The organism is Pseudomonas taiwanensis (assembly GCF_013393345.1).
In the GTDB taxonomy this organism is placed as follows: domain Bacteria; phylum Pseudomonadota; class Gammaproteobacteria; order Pseudomonadales; family Pseudomonadaceae; genus Metapseudomonas; species Metapseudomonas resinovorans_C.
Map to the genome: position 1 here is coordinate 254,812 of NZ_QJRF01000067.1, position 16,538 is coordinate 271,349.

General features: G+C 63.6%; 12 protein-coding genes. 9 read left to right on the forward strand and 3 right to left on the reverse strand.

Features of this window, described 5'->3' with window-relative positions; all coding sequences use genetic code 11:
* Positions 1-45 precede the first annotated feature (45 nt).
* Positions 46-1,059, forward strand: coding sequence for a succinylglutamate desuccinylase/aspartoacylase domain-containing protein (locus DM872_RS20635; RefSeq protein WP_179061199.1), 1,014 nt, complete (start codon positions 46-48; stop codon positions 1,057-1,059).
* 683 nt (positions 1,060-1,742) lie between these two features.
* On the opposite strand, the gene DM872_RS20640 is transcribed toward DM872_RS20635, so the two are convergent.
* Together DM872_RS20640 and DM872_RS20645 are read right to left on the reverse strand one after the other, a co-directional pair.
* The gene (locus DM872_RS20640) at positions 1,743-2,195 is read right to left on the reverse strand and encodes an REP-associated tyrosine transposase (protein WP_179061200.1); all 453 of its coding nucleotides are present in this window, start codon (positions 2,193-2,195) and stop codon (positions 1,743-1,745) included.
* Between the two features lie 135 nt (positions 2,196-2,330).
* A complete protein-coding gene (locus DM872_RS20645) occupies positions 2,331-3,914 on the reverse strand; it encodes a peptide chain release factor 3 (RefSeq protein WP_179061201.1) in 1,584 nt (527 codons plus the stop codon).
* Positions 3,915-4,513: 599 nt separating this feature from the next.
* Between DM872_RS20645 and DM872_RS20650 the strand changes: the two genes are divergently transcribed.
* The 7 genes from DM872_RS20650 (at position 4,514) to DM872_RS20680 (ending at position 15,005) form a co-directional block, all read left to right on the forward strand.
* A complete protein-coding gene (locus DM872_RS20650) occupies positions 4,514-5,677 on the forward strand; it encodes a type III PLP-dependent enzyme (RefSeq protein WP_077525051.1) in 1,164 nt (387 codons plus the stop codon).
* Between the two features lie 229 nt (positions 5,678-5,906).
* On the forward strand, positions 5,907-6,929 hold the full coding sequence (locus DM872_RS20655; RefSeq protein WP_179061224.1) for an alpha-hydroxy acid oxidase: 1,023 nt from the start codon (positions 5,907-5,909) through the stop codon (positions 6,927-6,929).
* Between the two features lie 330 nt (positions 6,930-7,259).
* Positions 7,260-9,467: a TonB-dependent receptor gene (locus DM872_RS20660; RefSeq protein ID WP_179061202.1), complete on the forward strand. Its 2,208-nt coding sequence runs from the start codon at positions 7,260-7,262 to the stop codon at positions 9,465-9,467.
* Positions 9,468-9,650: 183 nt separating this feature from the next.
* Complete coding sequence (locus tag DM872_RS20665) at positions 9,651-12,221, forward strand: PepSY domain-containing protein (protein ID WP_218649482.1); 2,571 nt, start codon at positions 9,651-9,653, stop codon at positions 12,219-12,221.
* A gap of 443 nt (positions 12,222-12,664) precedes the next feature.
* Positions 12,665-13,411, forward strand: coding sequence for a 5-oxoprolinase subunit PxpA (locus tag DM872_RS20670; protein ID WP_179061204.1), 747 nt, complete (start codon positions 12,665-12,667; stop codon positions 13,409-13,411).
* Positions 13,408-14,088, forward strand: a complete 681-nt coding sequence (gene pxpB / locus DM872_RS20675; RefSeq protein WP_179061205.1) for a 5-oxoprolinase subunit PxpB — start codon at positions 13,408-13,410, stop codon at positions 14,086-14,088. Before DM872_RS20670 ends, pxpB begins: the two co-directional genes overlap by 4 nt.
* A complete protein-coding gene (locus DM872_RS20680; protein WP_179061206.1) occupies positions 14,085-15,005 on the forward strand; it encodes a biotin-dependent carboxyltransferase family protein in 921 nt (306 codons plus the stop codon). The genes pxpB and DM872_RS20680 overlap by 4 nt, the downstream gene beginning before the upstream one ends.
* Positions 15,006-15,148: 143 nt before the next feature.
* Here DM872_RS20680 and DM872_RS20685 read toward each other — a convergent pair whose 3' ends face one another.
* A complete protein-coding gene (locus DM872_RS20685; RefSeq protein ID WP_179061207.1) occupies positions 15,149-15,631 on the reverse strand; it encodes an Lrp/AsnC family transcriptional regulator in 483 nt (160 codons plus the stop codon).
* A gap of 134 nt (positions 15,632-15,765) precedes the next feature.
* On the opposite strand from DM872_RS20685, the gene DM872_RS20690 reads away from it, so the two are divergent.
* Entirely contained in the window at positions 15,766-16,383 is a 618-nt protein-coding gene (locus DM872_RS20690) for a LysE family translocator (RefSeq protein WP_179061208.1), read from the forward strand.
* The last annotated feature ends 155 nt before the right edge of the window (positions 16,384-16,538 follow it).

Sequence of the window (16,538 nt, forward strand, 5' to 3'; positions counted from 1 at the left end):
AAACCAACCGTCCGGACTCGTCCGGCGGCCAAGAGGAGGTAGGACATGATCGAAGACGTCTCCCTGTATGTTCCGAGTGATTCCGGTGTCCAGCTGCGGGTACCGGCCTGGCGCCTGGACAGTGGCAAACCGGGCCCCAGGGTTCACTTGCAGGCAGGGGTCCACGCGGACGAGATCGCCGGCATGCTGGTGCTGCACAAGCTGCTGCCGCGCCTGGTCCAGGCCGCTGACAACGGTCTGCTGCACGGCTGCGTCACCGTGGTGCCCCAGGCCAACCCTTTGGGCATCGGCCAGTTCCGTCATGGACGCATCCTGGGTCGCGTGCACGAGTCCAGCAGCCGAAATTTCAATCGCGGCTTTCCCGGGGCAGCGGCGCAGGTCCGGCCCGTGGGCAACCTGGCTGTCTGGCAGAAGGCCTTGGCCGCGCTCGCTGCGGATGCCGACATCGTCCTTGACCTGCACACGGACGACGAAGCGCTGCAATACGTCTACCTGCACCAGTGCTTCTGGCCCGCCGGGCAGGACCTTGCGGCGGCCCTTGGGGCCGAAGTCGCGATCATCTGGGAGGGGGACGGCGATGGTGCCTTCGAGGAAGTGGTGATTGCGCCCTGGCTGGCGGAGGGAAGTGTTGAGGGTCGCCTGGTGTCCACCGTCGAGTTGCGTGGGCAGGCGGACGTCAGTGACACCCTGGCGCAACAGGACGCCGATGGGCTCTATACCTTCCTCTGCGCCCGTGGCCTTGTCGCCGAACCGGCGCAGTTACCGGCGTGGCAGGGCAGGGCGGTGCCTATCGGGCATATGGAAACCGTATTCGCGCCGACTGCCGGGGTGCTGGTGTTCGAGCGGGAGCTTGGCGACGCCGTCCAGGCCGGTGAATGTTTCGCCCGTGTCATCGCCATCCCCGGCGATCCGTCCAGCGAACACCGGCTGCTAGCGCCACAGGCGGGGGTGATGGTCACCCGCTATCGCGACCGGCTGATCCCGGAAGGCGCGATAGCTGCCAAGTTCACCGGTTCGGCGCCTTCGAGCACCTGGACCTCCGGTGCGCTCGATCCGTAGATCGTTGTGGTTCTTTCGCGAGCAAGCTCGCTCCTACAGGGATATGCGCGGTTTGGATGTAGGAGCCAGCTTGCTGGCGAATGGCGTGGTCGGGGTTTGCGAGCAAGCTCGCTCCTACAGGGGGATGCGCGGTTTGGATGTAGGAGCCAGCTTGCTGGCGAATGGCGGGGGCGGTGCTTCGCGAGCAAGCTCGCTCCTACGGGGATATGCGCGGCTTGGATGTAGGAGCCAGCTTGCTGGTGAATGGCGTGGGTGGTGTTCGCGAGCAAGCTCGCTCCTACAGGGGGATGCGCGGCTCTGATGTAGGAGCCAGCTTGCTGGCGAATGGTGTGGTCGGGGTTCGCGAGCAAGCTCGCTCCTACAGGGGTATGCGCGGCTCTGATGTAGGAGCCAGCTTGCTGGCGAATGGTGTGGTCGGGGTTCGCGAGCAAGCTCGCTCCTACAGGGGGATGCGCGGCTCTGATGTAGGAGCCAGCTTGCTGGCGAATGGCGGGGGCGGTGCTTCGCGAGCAAGCTCGCTCCTACAGGGGGATGCGCGGCTTGGATGTAGGAGCCAGCTTGCTGGTGAATGGTGTGGTCGGGGTTCGCGAGCAAGCTCGCTCCTACAGGGATAGGCGAGGCTCGGATGTAGGAGCCAGCTTGCTGGCGAATGGTGTGGGCAGGGTTCGCGAGCAAGCTCGCTCCTACAACCAGATGGCATCCCAGAATGGGTAATCCCCCAACTTCTCCACGAGCCCGGCTCGCAAGGGGTTCGCAACGACATAGCGGGCCACGGCCCGCACGTCTTCCTCTCTACGGAGGGCATGGTCGTGAAAGCCCTTCTGCCACAGCCGGCCGCTACTGTGTGTACGTGCATTCACACCAATAGCAGAGCGGGACTTCAGTCGCCGGACATGTGCTTCAAGAGTTCCCGTGTGCAGCTGGACGAGCCAATGCAGATGATCCGGCATCAAGACCCAGGCGAGAGTCTGGATATCGGTCACGTCTTGGGGTGTATGGAGCTCCCGGGCGACCAGACAGGCAGAATCCCAGCAGGCGAACAACGGCATTCGTTGCTGTGTGACAGTGGTCAGCAGGTAGATTCGGCCGGGCTCGGAGAGGCGGCCTTTACGCAGGTTCCTTCCTTGATAGCGCATCCGTTGCGCTCCCTGTGGGGAAACACGGAGGCTTGCTCAGGGCGTCAATAGGGGCAAGGGGAACTCTGTAGGAGCCAGCTTGCTGGCGAAGCGGATGGTCCGGTTCGCGAGCAAGCTCGCTCCTACAAGGCGCGGTCAGTGGTGCTCGCGAGTGGCGCGGAATTTCACGTCCGGCCAGCGCTCTTCCATCAAGCTGAGGTTCACGCGGGTCGGGGCCAGGTAGGTGAGGTGGCCGCCACCGTCCACGGCAAGGTTTTCGAAGGCCTTGTCCTGGAACTCCTTGAGCTTCTTCTCGTCCTTGCATTCGATCCAGCGTGCCGACCAGACGTTGATCGCCTCGTAGGCGCACTCGACCTTGTATTCCTCCTTCAGGCGGCTGGCGACCACATCGAACTGCAGCACGCCCACGGCGCCGAGGATGATGTCGTTGTTGCGCTCGGGGAAGAACACCTGGGTGGCGCCTTCCTCGGCCAGCTCCTGCAGGCCCTGGCGCAGCTGCTTGGACTTCAGCGGGTCCTTCAGGCGTACGCGACGGAAGAGTTCCGGGGCGAAGTGCGGGATACCGGTGAAGCCCAGGGCCTCGCCTTCGGTGAAGGTGTCGCCGATCTGAATGGTGCCGTGGTTGTGCAGGCCGATGATGTCGCCAGCGAAGGCTTCTTCCAGCTGCTCACGCTCGGAGGAGAAGAAGGTCAGGGCGTCGCCGATCTTCACGTCCTTGCCGAGGCGCACATGGCGCATCTTCATGCCCTTCTCGTACTTGCCCGAGCAGATGCGCATGAACGCGATGCGGTCGCGGTGTTTCGGGTCCATGTTCGCCTGGATCTTGAACACGAAGCCGGAGAATTTCTCCTCGGTCGGTTCGACACTGCGCTCATGGGCGGCGCGGGACAGCGGCTTCGGCGCCCAGTCGACGATGCAGTCGAGCACCTGGTCGACACCGAAGTTGCCAAGCGCGGTACCGAAGAACACCGGGGTCATCTCGCCCTTGAGGAAGGCTTCCTTGTCGAACGCGTGGCAGGCGCCCTGCACCAGTTCCAGCTCTTCGATGAAGCGCTCGTAGAGGTCGCCCAGGTGGGCACGGGCCTCATCCGAGTCGAGCTTGTCGATCACCTTCATCTCGGTGCGTTCGTGGCCGTGGCCGGGGGTGTAGACGATGATCTTGTCCTGGGCCAGGTGGTACACGCCCTTGAAGTCCTTGTAGCAACCGATCGGCCAGGTGATGGGGGCGGCCTTGATCTTCAGGACGGCTTCGATTTCGTCGAGCAGCTCGATGGGATCGCGGATGTCACGGTCCAGCTTGTTGATGAAGCTGACGATGGGCGTGTCGCGAAGGCGGCAGACTTCCATCAGGGCGATGGTGCGTGGCTCAACGCCCTTACCGCCGTCAAGGACCATCAGCGCCGAGTCCACCGCGGTCAGGGTGCGGTAGGTGTCTTCGGAGAAGTCTTCGTGGCCGGGGGTGTCGAGCAGGTTGATCATGTGCTCGCGATAGGGGAACTGCATCACCGAGGTGGTGATGGAGATGCCGCGCTGCTTTTCCATCTCCATCCAGTCGGAGGTGGCATGACGGTCGGATTTACGCGACTTCACGGTACCGGCCACGGCGATGGCCTTGCCCATCAGCAGCAGCTTCTCGGTGATGGTGGTCTTACCGGCGTCGGGGTGGGAAATGATGGCGAAGGTGCGGCGTTTCGCGACTTCGGCGGCCTGGATGGTCATGGGTGCGTGCCTGGCTGGAAATGTGACGGGCAGGGGGCGGCCCGGAAAAGCGCGGGATTATAGCGGGAAATGGACGCTCGATCAGCGCCGCCGGGCATCTTGGGCACCCTACGCCCGGATCACCAGCCGGGCCTACACACTTTGTAGGAGCGAGCTTGCTCGCGAAAGATCGTGCTTGGGGCTGTTCGCGAGCAAGCTCGCTCCTACAGGGCTCATCAAATCACCTCCGCCAGAGCCCCCCTGTCATCACCCTGAAACCCGCATCTGTGCAGCATTCCATGACGTTTTGTTGAGGATTCGAAACAGTCAACATGGCAAGCGACAAAGGGATGCGAGAAAGCGGCAATTTTTGATTGATCTGCGCTTCTTGTGGTCCTAAAGTTCGCGCCCGAACGTCCATGCTGGCAACGATCCATCCGGCTCAAGTACTGACGACGAGAGGTTTGATGTCGGAAACGACTGAAGATCCTCGGCGACATGCCTTGGGAAGTAGGCGAACCAAAGTGGGGAAACTGATCAGACGTTCAGGCCTGTTGTCCAACGCAACACCGGGCCACCCCTAACAACTTTCGTTTGTTTTGCCATATGGAGTCCCTCGCATGTCGATCAAGGTCGAAGACTATTTCTCGCCCGAAACTTTCCAGCGCATGAAGGCATTCGCCGACAAGCAAGAAACCCCGTTCGTGGTGATCGACAAGCAGACCATTTCTGATTCCTACGATCAGTTGGTCAGCTGCTTCCCCTTCGCCAAGGTCTACTACGCGGTGAAGGCCAACCCGGCCACCGAGATCACCGAACTGCTGCGTGACAAGGGTTCCAACTTCGACATCGCCTCCATCTATGAGCTGGACAAGGTGATGAAGACCGGCGTTGGCCCGGAGCGCATCAGCTACGGCAACACCATCAAGAAAGCCCGTGACATCCGCTACTTCTTCGAGAAGGGCGTGCGCCTGTTCGCCACCGACTCCGAAGCCGACCTGCGCAACATCGCCAAGGCCGCTCCGGGCGCCAAGGTCTATGTCCGCATCCTCACCGAAGGCTCCACCTCGGCCGACTGGCCGCTGTCGCGCAAGTTCGGTTGCAACCCGGACATGGCCCTGGACCTGCTGATCCTCGCCAAGCAACTGGGCCTGGTGCCTTACGGCGTGTCCTTCCATGTTGGCTCGCAACAGCGCGACATCGACGTCTGGGACGCCGCCATCGCCAAGGTGAAGGTGATCTTCGAGCGCCTGAAGGAAGAAGACGGCATCACCCTGCAGATGATCAACATGGGCGGTGGCTTCCCGGCCAACTACATCCAGCGCACCAACAGCCTGGAAACCTACGCCGAGGAAATCATCCGCTTCCTCAAGGAAGACTTCGGCGACGAACTGCCGGAAATCATCCTCGAGCCGGGCCGTTCCCTGATCGCCAACGCCGGCATCCTGGTCAGCGAAGTCGTGCTGGTGGCGCGCAAGTCGCGCACCGCCGTCGAGCGCTGGATCTACACCGACGTGGGCAAGTTCTCCGGCCTGATCGAAACCATGGACGAAGCCATCAAGTTCCCGATCTGGGTCGAGAAGAAGGGCGAGATGGAAGAAGTGGTAATCGCCGGCCCGACCTGCGACAGCGCCGACATCATGTACGAGAACTACAAGTACGGCCTGCCGCTGAACCTGGCCGCTGAGGACCGCCTGTACTGGCTGTCCACCGGCGCCTACACCACCAGCTACAGCGCGGTGGAATTCAACGGCTTCCCGCCGCTGAAGGCCTTCTACCTGTAAGCCGTCAAGTGCTTCACACAAGGCCCGCCTTCATGGCGGGCCTTGTCGTTTGTACGGGGCGATTCCGTGTCGCAGCGCCGGTCATATCGCGCGCTCCGCAGCGGCAGTAAGATGAGCGCCGTTTCCATTTGCAATCGCTTGTCAGCCGGCTCCCTGCGGGCCAGGAGTGCCTGCCGCCGTGACTGAAATCGCCGCTGTCGCCGACTACGAAGCCTTCGCCCGAGAGCGCATGACGCCCTCGGCCTGGGCCTACCTCAACGGCGGGGCGGCCGATGAGCTGACCCTGGCGGACAACCTGGCTGCGTTCCAGCGCACGCGTCTGCTGAACCGGGTGCTGGAAGACCTTGGCGGCGGACATACACGACTAGAACTCTGCGGGCTCGAACTCGACTACCCGATCCTCCTCGCCCCGGTGGCCTACCAGAAGCTGGCTCACCCGGACGGCGAACTGGCCAGCGTGCTCGGCGCCTCGGCCATGGGCGCGGCGATGGTGGTCAGTACCCAGGCCAGCGTCAGCCTGGAAGACGTCGCCCAAGCGGCGCAAACGCCGCTCTGGTTCCAGCTCTACATCCAGCCGGATCGCGAATTCACCCGCGAGCTGGTGCGGCGCGCCGAAGCGGCGGGTTATCGCGCACTGGTCGTGACGGTCGACGCACCGGTGAACGGCCTGCGCAACCGCGAGCAACGGGCCGCGTTCGCGCTTCCCGCCAACGTCGAAGCCGTCAACCTGAAGGGCATGCGCAGCCTGCCGCCGAGCATCGCCCAGCCAGGCTCCAGTCCGTTGTTCGGCAGCCCGCTGCTGACCAGCGCGCCGACCTGGAAGGACCTTGAGTGGCTGCAATCGCTCACTCGCCTGCCGGTGCTGGTCAAGGGCGTGATGAACCCGCGCGATGCGGTTCGGGCGGTGGAGCAGGGCGTAGCCGGCATCGTGGTGTCGAACCACGGCGGCCGCACCCTGGATAGCCTACCGGCGACCCTGGATGTGCTCCCCGCGATCGCCCAGGCGGTGCAGGGCAGGGTGCCGTTGCTGCTGGATGGTGGTGTGCGTCGCGGTACGGACGTATTCAAGGCACTTGCCCTGGGCGCCAGCGCCGTGCTGATCGGCCGGCCTTACGTGCACGGCCTGGCTGTGGCGGGGGCCTCCGGCGTGGCCCACGTGCTGCACCTGCTGCGCACTGAACTGGAGGTGGCCATGGCGCTTACTGGCTGCACCAGGCTGACCGAGATCGAGGCTTCGCTGATCTGGCGCTGAAACTGCCACCCCTTCTTGCCGCGAGCGTTGACCTGATTAGGCCCATCCTGCCTCGCTGATTCTGAGTAATGATCTCGTCAGATTTCTTCTCAAGATCAAAATATGACCGATCAGTCGCGCTTTTCGTTCGCGCCTAATAGCCGTACGTACGACGCCTGATTCAGTCATTACGTTGAATTATGCGGACGTGATCGAGGAAATAAGGTCTATTTACCAGTTCCGTGCCAAAGCACGAGAAATGTAAAGACTGTGTAAAGTTCGTATAAAAATCTTTACTGATAAACATTCGCAAATAGAATCGCGCCTCAAATTCACTGGGGAGTGATTCTTATGAGCAAAAAGAATAATTTGTCGCAGCGTGCTCTGCTGGCATCCGCCATCGGTATCGCCACTGCGTCCACCGCCGGCCTGACCATTGCCGCGGAACAGAGCAAGGCCCTCGAGCTCGGCACCGTCAAGGTCGATGGCAAGGCCGCCAAGAAAACCTACAAGGTCGAGCAATCCTCCTCGGCGAAGTACACCGCCCCGCTGCTGGATACTCCGCAAACCATCACTGTGGTGCCCAAGGAAGTCATTCAGGAGCAGCAGGCCCTGAGCCTGCGCCAGGTGCTGTCCAACGTGTCCGGTATCACCTTCAACGCCGGTGAAGGCGGCGGTGGTTCTGGCGACAGCATCAACATTCGCGGCTTCTCCGCGAACAACAACATCCAGATCGACGGCCTGCGCGACAGCGCCCAGACCAGCCGTACCGACACCTTCAACATCGAACAGGTCGAGGTCATCAAAGGCCCGAACTCGGTGTTCGGCGGCGCCGGCACCACCGGCGGCAGCATCAACATCATCAGCAAGCAGCCCATGGACCGCGCCTTCACCACCCTCGGTGGCGGCCTCGGTACGGACAACTACCACCGCCTCACCCTGGACGCCAACCAGCCGCTGGAAGGTGTGGGCAGCAACAGCGCCTTCCGCGTGAACCTGATGGCCCACGAGAACGACGTGCCGGGTCGCGACGAAATCGATCGCGAGCGCTGGGGCGTTGCTCCCTCCCTGCGCCTGGGCTTCAACGATGCCACCCGCCTGACCCTGAGCGCATTCCATCAGACCGACGACAACCTGCCGGACTATGGCGTGCCGGCCCTGGACGGCAAGAAGCTCGCCGGTGTCAGCCGCGAGGATTACTTCGGCTGGGACAACCTGGACAAGGATGAGATCGAGCAGAACGCCTTCACTGCGAACCTCGAGCACGATTTCAACGAAAACCTGCGCCTGCAGAACCTGACCCGATACAGCCGCATCGACCGCAACACCATCGTTTCCGCGTCCCACGTCAACCTCGACGGCGTGCCGCCAGGCCGTTATCGCCCGGCGGGTCCGCAGGCTTCCGGTCGTGACACCACCACCGAAATGTGGATCAACCAGACCAACCTGCGTGCCAGCTTCGACACCTTCGGCCTTGGCCACGAACTGGTGACCGGCGCGGAAATCTCTCGCGAGGACTTCGACCTCAAGAGCTACAACCACGGCCTGGGCAACGCACTCTACCCATCCAACGGCTATGACCTGACCAACCCGCCGGGGCACTGGGTAGGCCCGGTCAACAAGACCGTCAGCAGCTACACCGAGAACCAACTGGATGACAAGGCGCTGTATGTCTTCGACACCATCGCCCTGAACGAGCAATGGGATTTCAACGTCGGCCTGCGCTACGACTGGTTCAAAGGCCACAGCGATACCTTCACGGCGACGAATGTGCAGAACGGCAGCTTCACCTCCAAGGACGAGAAGCTCAGCAGCCGCGCTGGCCTGGTCTACAAGCCGGTGGAGAACGGTCGCTTCTACGTAGCCTGGGGCAACTCCTTCAACCCCACCGCCGAAGGCATCGCCTCCAACGGTGGTGGCTTGACCGCCGCGACCGAGAACCTCGATCCGGAGAAGAACGAAACCTGGGAGCTGGGTACCAAGTGGGAACTGCTCGACGGCAACCTGTCCCTGGACGGCGCCCTGTTCCGGGTGGAGAAAACCAATGCACGGGAAACCATGCTCGATGGTTCCACCCAACTGGCGGGCAAGCAGCGCGTCGAGGGCGTGGAACTGGGCCTGACCGGCCACATCACCGATCAATGGGATGTGTTCGCCAACTACACCTTCCAGTCGAGCGAAACCATCAAGGCTGCGGATACCGCTGCCGGAATCGCCCGGGAAGGCCAGGCGCTGGGCAATACGCCGCCGCGCTCCTTCAACCTGTGGACCACCTATGAGCTGCCGGAAGGCTGGACCCTGGGCTACGGCGCGCGTTACATCAGCGAACGCAACGTGAGCTCCAGCACCACCGCCAAACTGGACGCCTACTGGCTGCACAACGCCATGGTCGGCTACAAGGTCAGCAAGAACCTGGACCTGCAGCTGAACGTCAACAACCTGTTCGACAAGGACTACGTGGAGCGTGTACGCCAGCAGAACGGCACCAGCGCTCGCTCCTCGGCCATCGAATACGGCGATGCCCGTTCGGCGATCCTCAGCGCTACCTACTCGTTCTGACGGACGAGCCGAGGGCCCTGCACTAGGGCCCTCGGACATGGCTGTAAATAAAAGGTAAAAGATCTGATTCCCGATTTTATGCATCCCCTTCTCAAATAGAATCGCCATCCGGCCAGGCATGGGGCCTGCCGCGAACGAGCGATTCGACGCGTCCCCAGACGCGTATCCGAGGGATATCACGTGTTGAAGAAGACCCTGTTCCAGCTGCACTGGCTGTTCGGTATCAGTGCGGGGCTGGTACTGGCCTTGATGGGCATCACCGGCGCCGCCTACAGCTTCCAGGAAGAAATCCTGCGTTTGCTCAATCCCGAGACCCTGTCGGTCGAAGTGCGTGACAGCGGCGTGCTGCCACCTGCCGAGCTGGTGAGCAAGATCGAGGCTGTAGAAGGCAAGAAGGTATCCGGCCTCTGGGTCGAAACCGACAGCGGCCATGCCGCGCGTGTCTTCTTCATGCCGCCGCCCGGGGAACGCCGTGGCCCCATGCGTTACTTCGATCCCTATACCGGCGAGTTGCTGGGTGAACCCACCGGCCAGCAGTTCTTCGGCCTCATGCTGCAGCTGCACCGCTTCCTCGCCATGGGCGAATTCGGCAAGCAGATCACTGCCGCCTGCACCCTGATCCTGATCTTCTTCTGCCTGTCCGGCTTGTACCTGCGCTGGCCGCGCAAGGCCGGCAGCTGGCGCGCCTGGCTGACCCTCGACTGGTCGCGCAAGGGCCGCAGCTTCAACTGGGACTTGCACGCCGTGGCCGGCACCTGGTGCCTGGTGTTCTATCTGCTGGCGGCGCTGACGGGGCTGTTCTGGTCCTACGACTGGTACCGCGAAGGTCTCAATCGCCTCCTCTCGGACGCCCCCGCCGGCCAGCAAGGCAAGCAAGGCGAGCGCCGTGGCGAAGGTCGTGGTGAGGGCCGTGGTCGCCCCGGCATGCAGGCCCCTTCCGGTCCGCCGCTGGTGGTGGACTATGACGCCGTATGGAAGAGCATCCGCGAAATCGCCGGCCCGACCATGAGCGCCTACAACCTGCGACTGCCGCCGGTGGGCGGCCAGCCGGCGCAGGTGTACTACCTGCTGGAGGACGCCGCGCACCCGCGTGCGCTGAACCAGATCATCCTCGATCCGGCCACCGGCAAGGTCACCCGCAGCGACCGCTACACCGACAAGAGCTTCAAGGCGCAGCTGCTGACCAGCATCTATGCGCTGCACGTGGGCGAGTACTTCGGTTTGCCGGGACGCATCCTGGTGATGCTGGCGAGCCTGACCATGCCGCTGTTCTTCATCACCGGCTGGCTGCTGTATCTCGATCGCAGGCGCAAGAAGCGTGCGGTCAAGGCGGCCCGTGGCGGCCTGGCCGAGAGCGGCGGCAAGGATTCCTGGCTGATCGGCTTCGCCAGTCAGAGCGGCTTCGCCGAGCAACTGGCCTGGCAGAGCGCCGGTCAGCTCCAGGCCGCTGGCCTGCCGGTGCGCGTCGAGCCGCTTGCGACCCTCGACGGGGTGACCCTGGCGCAGGCCAGCAACGCCCTCTTCGTGGTCAGCACCTTCGGTGACGGCGAAGCGCCGGACAACGCTCGCGGTTTCGAACGCAAGGTGCTTGGCCAGGCTTCCCAGCTCGCCGGGCTGCGTTTTGCCGTGCTGGCCTTGGGGGATCGCCAGTACGAGCAGTTCTGCGGCTTCGGCCGACGCCTGCAGGCATGGCTGAAAGGGCAGGGTGCCAGCCAGTTGTTCGAACCGGTGGAAGTGGACAACGGCGACAGCGGTGCACTGCAACAGTGGCAGCAGCAACTGGCCCAGGTCTCCGGCGGCGCCGTGCTGACGCCCTGGAGTGGTCCGAGCTTCGAAAGCTGGACCCTGGAAAGCCGTGAGCACCTGAATCCGGGCAGTCAGGGTGAATCCACCTGGCTGTTGCGCCTGCGTGCTCCTGCGGGCAGCCAGGTGGACTGGCAGGCTGGCGACCTGGTGGAAATCCTCCCGAGCCAGGCCGAGCCGGTCATCGCGACTTGGCTGGCAAGGCATAACCTCGACGGCGACGCCCCGGTGGAGCTGGACGGCCTGCGCCAGTCGCTGCGCCAGGCACTGGCCGGACGTCTGCTACCGAGTTCGTTCGAGCATCTGGTGGGTCTGCAGCCACAAGCCCTGGTGCAGGCGCTGATCGGCCTGTCCGTTCGCCAGTACTCCATCGCCTCGCTGGCCAGCGATGGCGCGCTGGAGCTGATCGTGCGCCAGGAACAGCATGCCGACGGCAGCCTGGGCATCGCTTCCGGCTGGCTGACCCAGTACCTGCCGCAAGGCGCCGTGATGCCGCTGCGCCTGCGCCGCAATAGCCGCTTCCATCTGATAGACGAAGATCGTCCGCTGATCTTCATCGGCAACGGTACCGGCCTCGCCGGCCTGCGCAGCCTGCTCAAGGCGGCCATCGCTGCCGGACGCAATCGAAACTGGCTGCTCTTCGGCGAGCGCAACCAGGCCCACGACTTCTATTGCCGTGAGGAACTCCAGGGCTGGCTGGACAAGGGTGAACTGCAACGCCTGGACCTGGCCTTCTCCCGCGACCAGGCTGAGAAGGTCTATGTGCAGGACCGCCTGCGCGAAGCCGCCGACGAATTGCGCGCCTGGCTCGCCGAAGGCGCGGTGATCTACATCTGCGGCAGCCTGCAGGGCATGGCCGAAGGCGTTGACCGCGCCTTGCGCGACATTCTCGGTGACGAGGCGCTGCAGCAGTTGAATGACGAAGGCCGCTACCGCCGCGACGTGTATTGACGGCGGCATGCGCCGAAACGAGTGATCCCAGCTCCTTGGGAACGTTCGCCCCGCCTTGTGCGGGGCGTTTTTTTTGCATCGCCCGGGCAGACCTTCGGCCTGCTTGGCGAATGAATTCGCTGTGTCTGCATTAAGTGTTGCAAGTAGCTGCATTGCCCGTAGGAGCTGGCTTGCCAGCGAATGGCCCCGTTTCGCTAGCAAGCTAGCTCCTACAAGGCGTCTGGACCGATGGCCGATTTCTGGCAACAGCTAACGCAGACATAGCCAATGAATTCGCCCCCACAGGAAAAAAGCAGGGCAGCCCGGGTAGCACGTACAGCCCCCTCTCCCGCCTGCGGGAGAGGGCGGGGGGTGAGGGCAGCGTCAGGCCAGTTCGGTGCCTATCCATTTCGCGAATAAATTCGCTCCTACAACAGCGCCGGCTTTTAGCCATAATCCGCTTCATGAACAGACGAATCCTGCTGAACTGCGACATGGGCGAAAGCTTTGGTGCCTGGCGCATGGGTGACGACGAACACGCCATGCCGCTGGTGGACCAGGCGAACCTCGCTTGCGGTTTCCATGCTTCCGACCCCCTGACCATGCAACGTACCGTCGAGCTGGCGCTGCGCCACAACGTGCGCATCGGCGCCCATCCGGCGTATCCGGACCTCGTCGGGTTCGGGCGGCGCCACATGGCCTGTTCGCCGGAAGAAGTGCGCGCCCAGGTGCTCTACCAGATCGGAGCGCTGGAAGCCTTCTGCTGCACGGTCGGGACTCAGGTGGCGTATGTGAAGCCTCACGGCGCGCTGTACAACGACCTGGTGCGTGACGACGCGCTGTTAGAAGCGGTCCTCGATGCCTGCGCCAGCTATCGCAAGGGCCTTCCGTTGATGGTGCTGGCGCTGGCCGACAACAGCCGCGAGCTGCAACTGGCCGACGCCGCCGACGTGCCGCTGATGTTCGAAGCCTTCGCCGACCGCGCCTACCTCTCCGACGGGCAATTGGCGCCCCGGCGCATGGCCGGGGCGGTGCACCACGATGCCGAACGCATCCTCGACCAGGCTTTGGCCATCGCCGTCGGCGAGCCATTTCCGGACATCGATGGCAAGCCCCTGCGACTGGTCGCGGATAGCCTCTGCGTGCACGGCGACAACCCTGAATCCCTGGCCGTACTGCGCCGATTGCGAGGCAAACTGGACGCCCTATGATCCGCCTCGAGCCCGCTGGCGCCGAAGCATTGCTGCTGGTGCTGGCCGACGAACCGGATGCCGGCTTGCCACAGCGCATCGCGGCGTTGGCCGAAACCTTGCAGCGTGAGCTGGGGCACCTGCTGCTCGACCTGGTGCCAGGCTGGACCACGCTGCTGCTGCACTACGACCTGACCCGCACCGACCACCTCGCACTGGCCGAACGCATCGAACCGTTGCTGGAAGCCTGGCTTTCGGTTCCGGCCGTGAACGAATTCGGTCAGTTGCATGAAATTCCCATCTGGTACTGCGGCGAGGACCTGGTCTGGGTGGCCGAGTCCTGCGGCATGTCGATCAGCGAGTTGGTGGATATTCACAGCAGCGCCGAGTACCGGGTCGGCGCCATCGGTTTCTCACCCGGCTTCGCTTACCTTGGTGGTCTCGATCCGCGTTTGGCTCTGCCGCGTCGCAGTAGCCCGCGCATACGCGTGCCGGCGGGCAGCCTGGCCATCGCCGAGCGCCAGACGGCGATTTATCCACAGGCCTCCCCGGGTGGCTGGCACTTGCTGGGATTGTGTCCCTGGACGCTGTTCGACGCGCATCGCGAGCCGCCGTGCCCGCTTGCCTTGGGAGACCGTGTGCGCTTCTTCGCCATCGATGAAGCCCGCTACCGCGCGGAAGGCGGAGGCGAGGCATGAGCGGTTTGCGGGTGATCAAGCCCGGCCCCCTGAGCCTGCTGCAGGACGCCGGCCGTTGCGGCTGGCAGCATCTGGGCGTATCCCCAGCGGGCCCGATGGACCCTCTGGCGGCGGCTTGGGCCAACCGGTTGCTGGGCAACGCCGGAGGTTGCGCGGTTCTGGAGATTTCCCTCGGCGGGGTGGAGCTGGAAGCCGAGGAGGCGCTCTGGGTGGCGCTGACCGGGGCCGATATGCCGCTGAGCGTGGATGGTGAACCCCGCCTCAGCTGGTCTCGCTTTCGCCTCGAGCCAGGTCAGCGCCTGCAGATCGGCTATGCCCGCAGTGGCCAACGCAGCTATCTGGCGCTGGTAGGCGGAATTCGCGCTGAACCAGTGCTGGGCAGCGTCGCCTGCCAGATGCGCGAAGGCATGGGCGGTTTGGACGGCGAGGGCGTTCGGCTGGCCAAGGGTGACTTGCTAGCCGGCGACCGGGGCGACTTTCCCCGTGGTGCCAGCGTGCCCTGGCCCTGGCAGCCGGATTACACGTCTGCGCAGTTGCTGCGAGTGATGGTGGGCGGTGATGCCACCAGCTTCGATGAGCAGCAGGTGCGAGCCTTCTTCGAAAACGCCTGGCTGCTTAGCCCACAATCCGACCGCATGGGCGCGCGCCTGGCAGGCGAGGCCCTGGTCGCGCCACAGCGGCAGTGGTCCCAGGGCGTGGTCATGGGCGCTGTCCAGGTGCCGCCGGATGGCCAGCCGATCATTCTCACGGCGGATCGGCAGACCATGGGCGGCTACCCGGTACTCGGCTGGGTCCACCCGCTGGATGTCGGGCGTCTGGCCCAGTGTCCGGCCAACCAGGTCCTGCGCTTCACTGCCATGAAGCTGGAGGACGCGCAGAAAGAACTGCGGGCGTTCTATCGCTTCTTCGGGCGGTAGGCCTTTCTGTACGGTTCTTGTGGGGGCGAATTCATTCGCAAAGCAGTCCGCAGGACTGCCCCCAATAGCCAAAGGGGGGCTGCTGCGCAGCCCTCAGCGAATGAATTCGCCCCCACAGAGAAGCAGCCTGTCCGTGCAACGGATCATTTCGGCAGGTGGTTCAACGGCAGCGGCGAGGGCGCTTTCACGGTCTGGATGGCGAAATTGCTGCGGATATCGCTGACGCCAGGGAGCCGCAGCAAGGTCCCGGTGAGGAAGTGCTCGTAGGCGCGCAAGTCCGGCACTACCACCTGGAGGAGGAAGTCCGATTCCCCCGATACCAGATGAACCGAGATCACTTCGGGCAGGCTGATCACTGCTTCGCGGAAGGCGTTGGCCTGTTCCTCGCCGTGGCGCTCCACCTTGATTCCCACGAACACCGTCAAGCCCAGCCCCACTTCGTCGCGGTCGAGATTGGCATGGTATCCGCGAATCACGCCGGCTTCTTCCAGTAGTCGCACCCGTCGCAGGCAAGGGGAGGCGGAGAGGCCGATCTCGTCGGCCAATTGCACGTTGGACAGGCGGCCGTCGCGCTGCAGGGCCGAGAGGATTCGATGGTCCAGGGCATCGAGTTTTAGTTTTGGCATGGTTGGTCTGTTTCGCTCCGTAGAGTTGGCAGGAAATTCCGGAAATCATGGCGAAGTCGGCTGAATACGCAAGCACCTGCCCTGGCCTTCGGCCCTAGAATTTTCTCTCCACCGGCTGTTCTGGAGCGAAAGACATGACCGCTTTCCTGATCGCCCTGGCGGTGGTCTACCTGCTGCCCGGGCCTGACATGATTCTCCTGCTGCAAACCGGCGCCCGACAGGGGCGTGCCATGGCGCTGGCAACCGCGTTGGGGCTGGCGCTGGCACGGGGTTGTCACGTGGCGCTGGCGGGTCTCGGCTTGGCGGTGCTTTTCAAGACCGCACCCTGGACTTTCGATGTCGTTCGCCTGGCCGGCGCCGGCTACCTGCTCTGGCTGGGCCTGAAGCTGTTTCAGGCGGAAGCGTCGGCATTGGTGGTGAATGCCGAGCGTGAGCCTTCGCGGGCCTACTGGCAGGCATTTCGCCGTGGACTGCTGACCAACCTGCTGAACCCAAAGGCGCTGGTGTTCTGCTCTGTGCTGCTGCCGCAATTCGTCAGCCCGGATTCCGGGCCTCTGGGGTTGCAGTTCGCCCTGCTGGGGACAGTCCTGGTAACGGTGGGGCTGGTCTTCGATTCGGTCTATGCGCTGATGGGCGCCGGGCTGGGGCGTTGGCTGGGACGCCGGCCATTGGTGCAACGCGTGCAGCAGTGGCTGTTCGGCGGGGTGCTGGTGGGGTTCGGGGTGAGGCTGGCGGTGTTGAAGGATCTGTAGGTTGGTCTGAGTTCGACGAAGCCCAACGTTCCCGGGCACGCTTCGCGCGCCTTGTTGGGCTTCGCTTCGCTCTGCGCCAACCTACGGGGTCGTGTCGCGGCCCTTGGCAGTGCTGCGGGATCTGTAGGTTGGGCTGAGTTCGACGAAGCCCAACG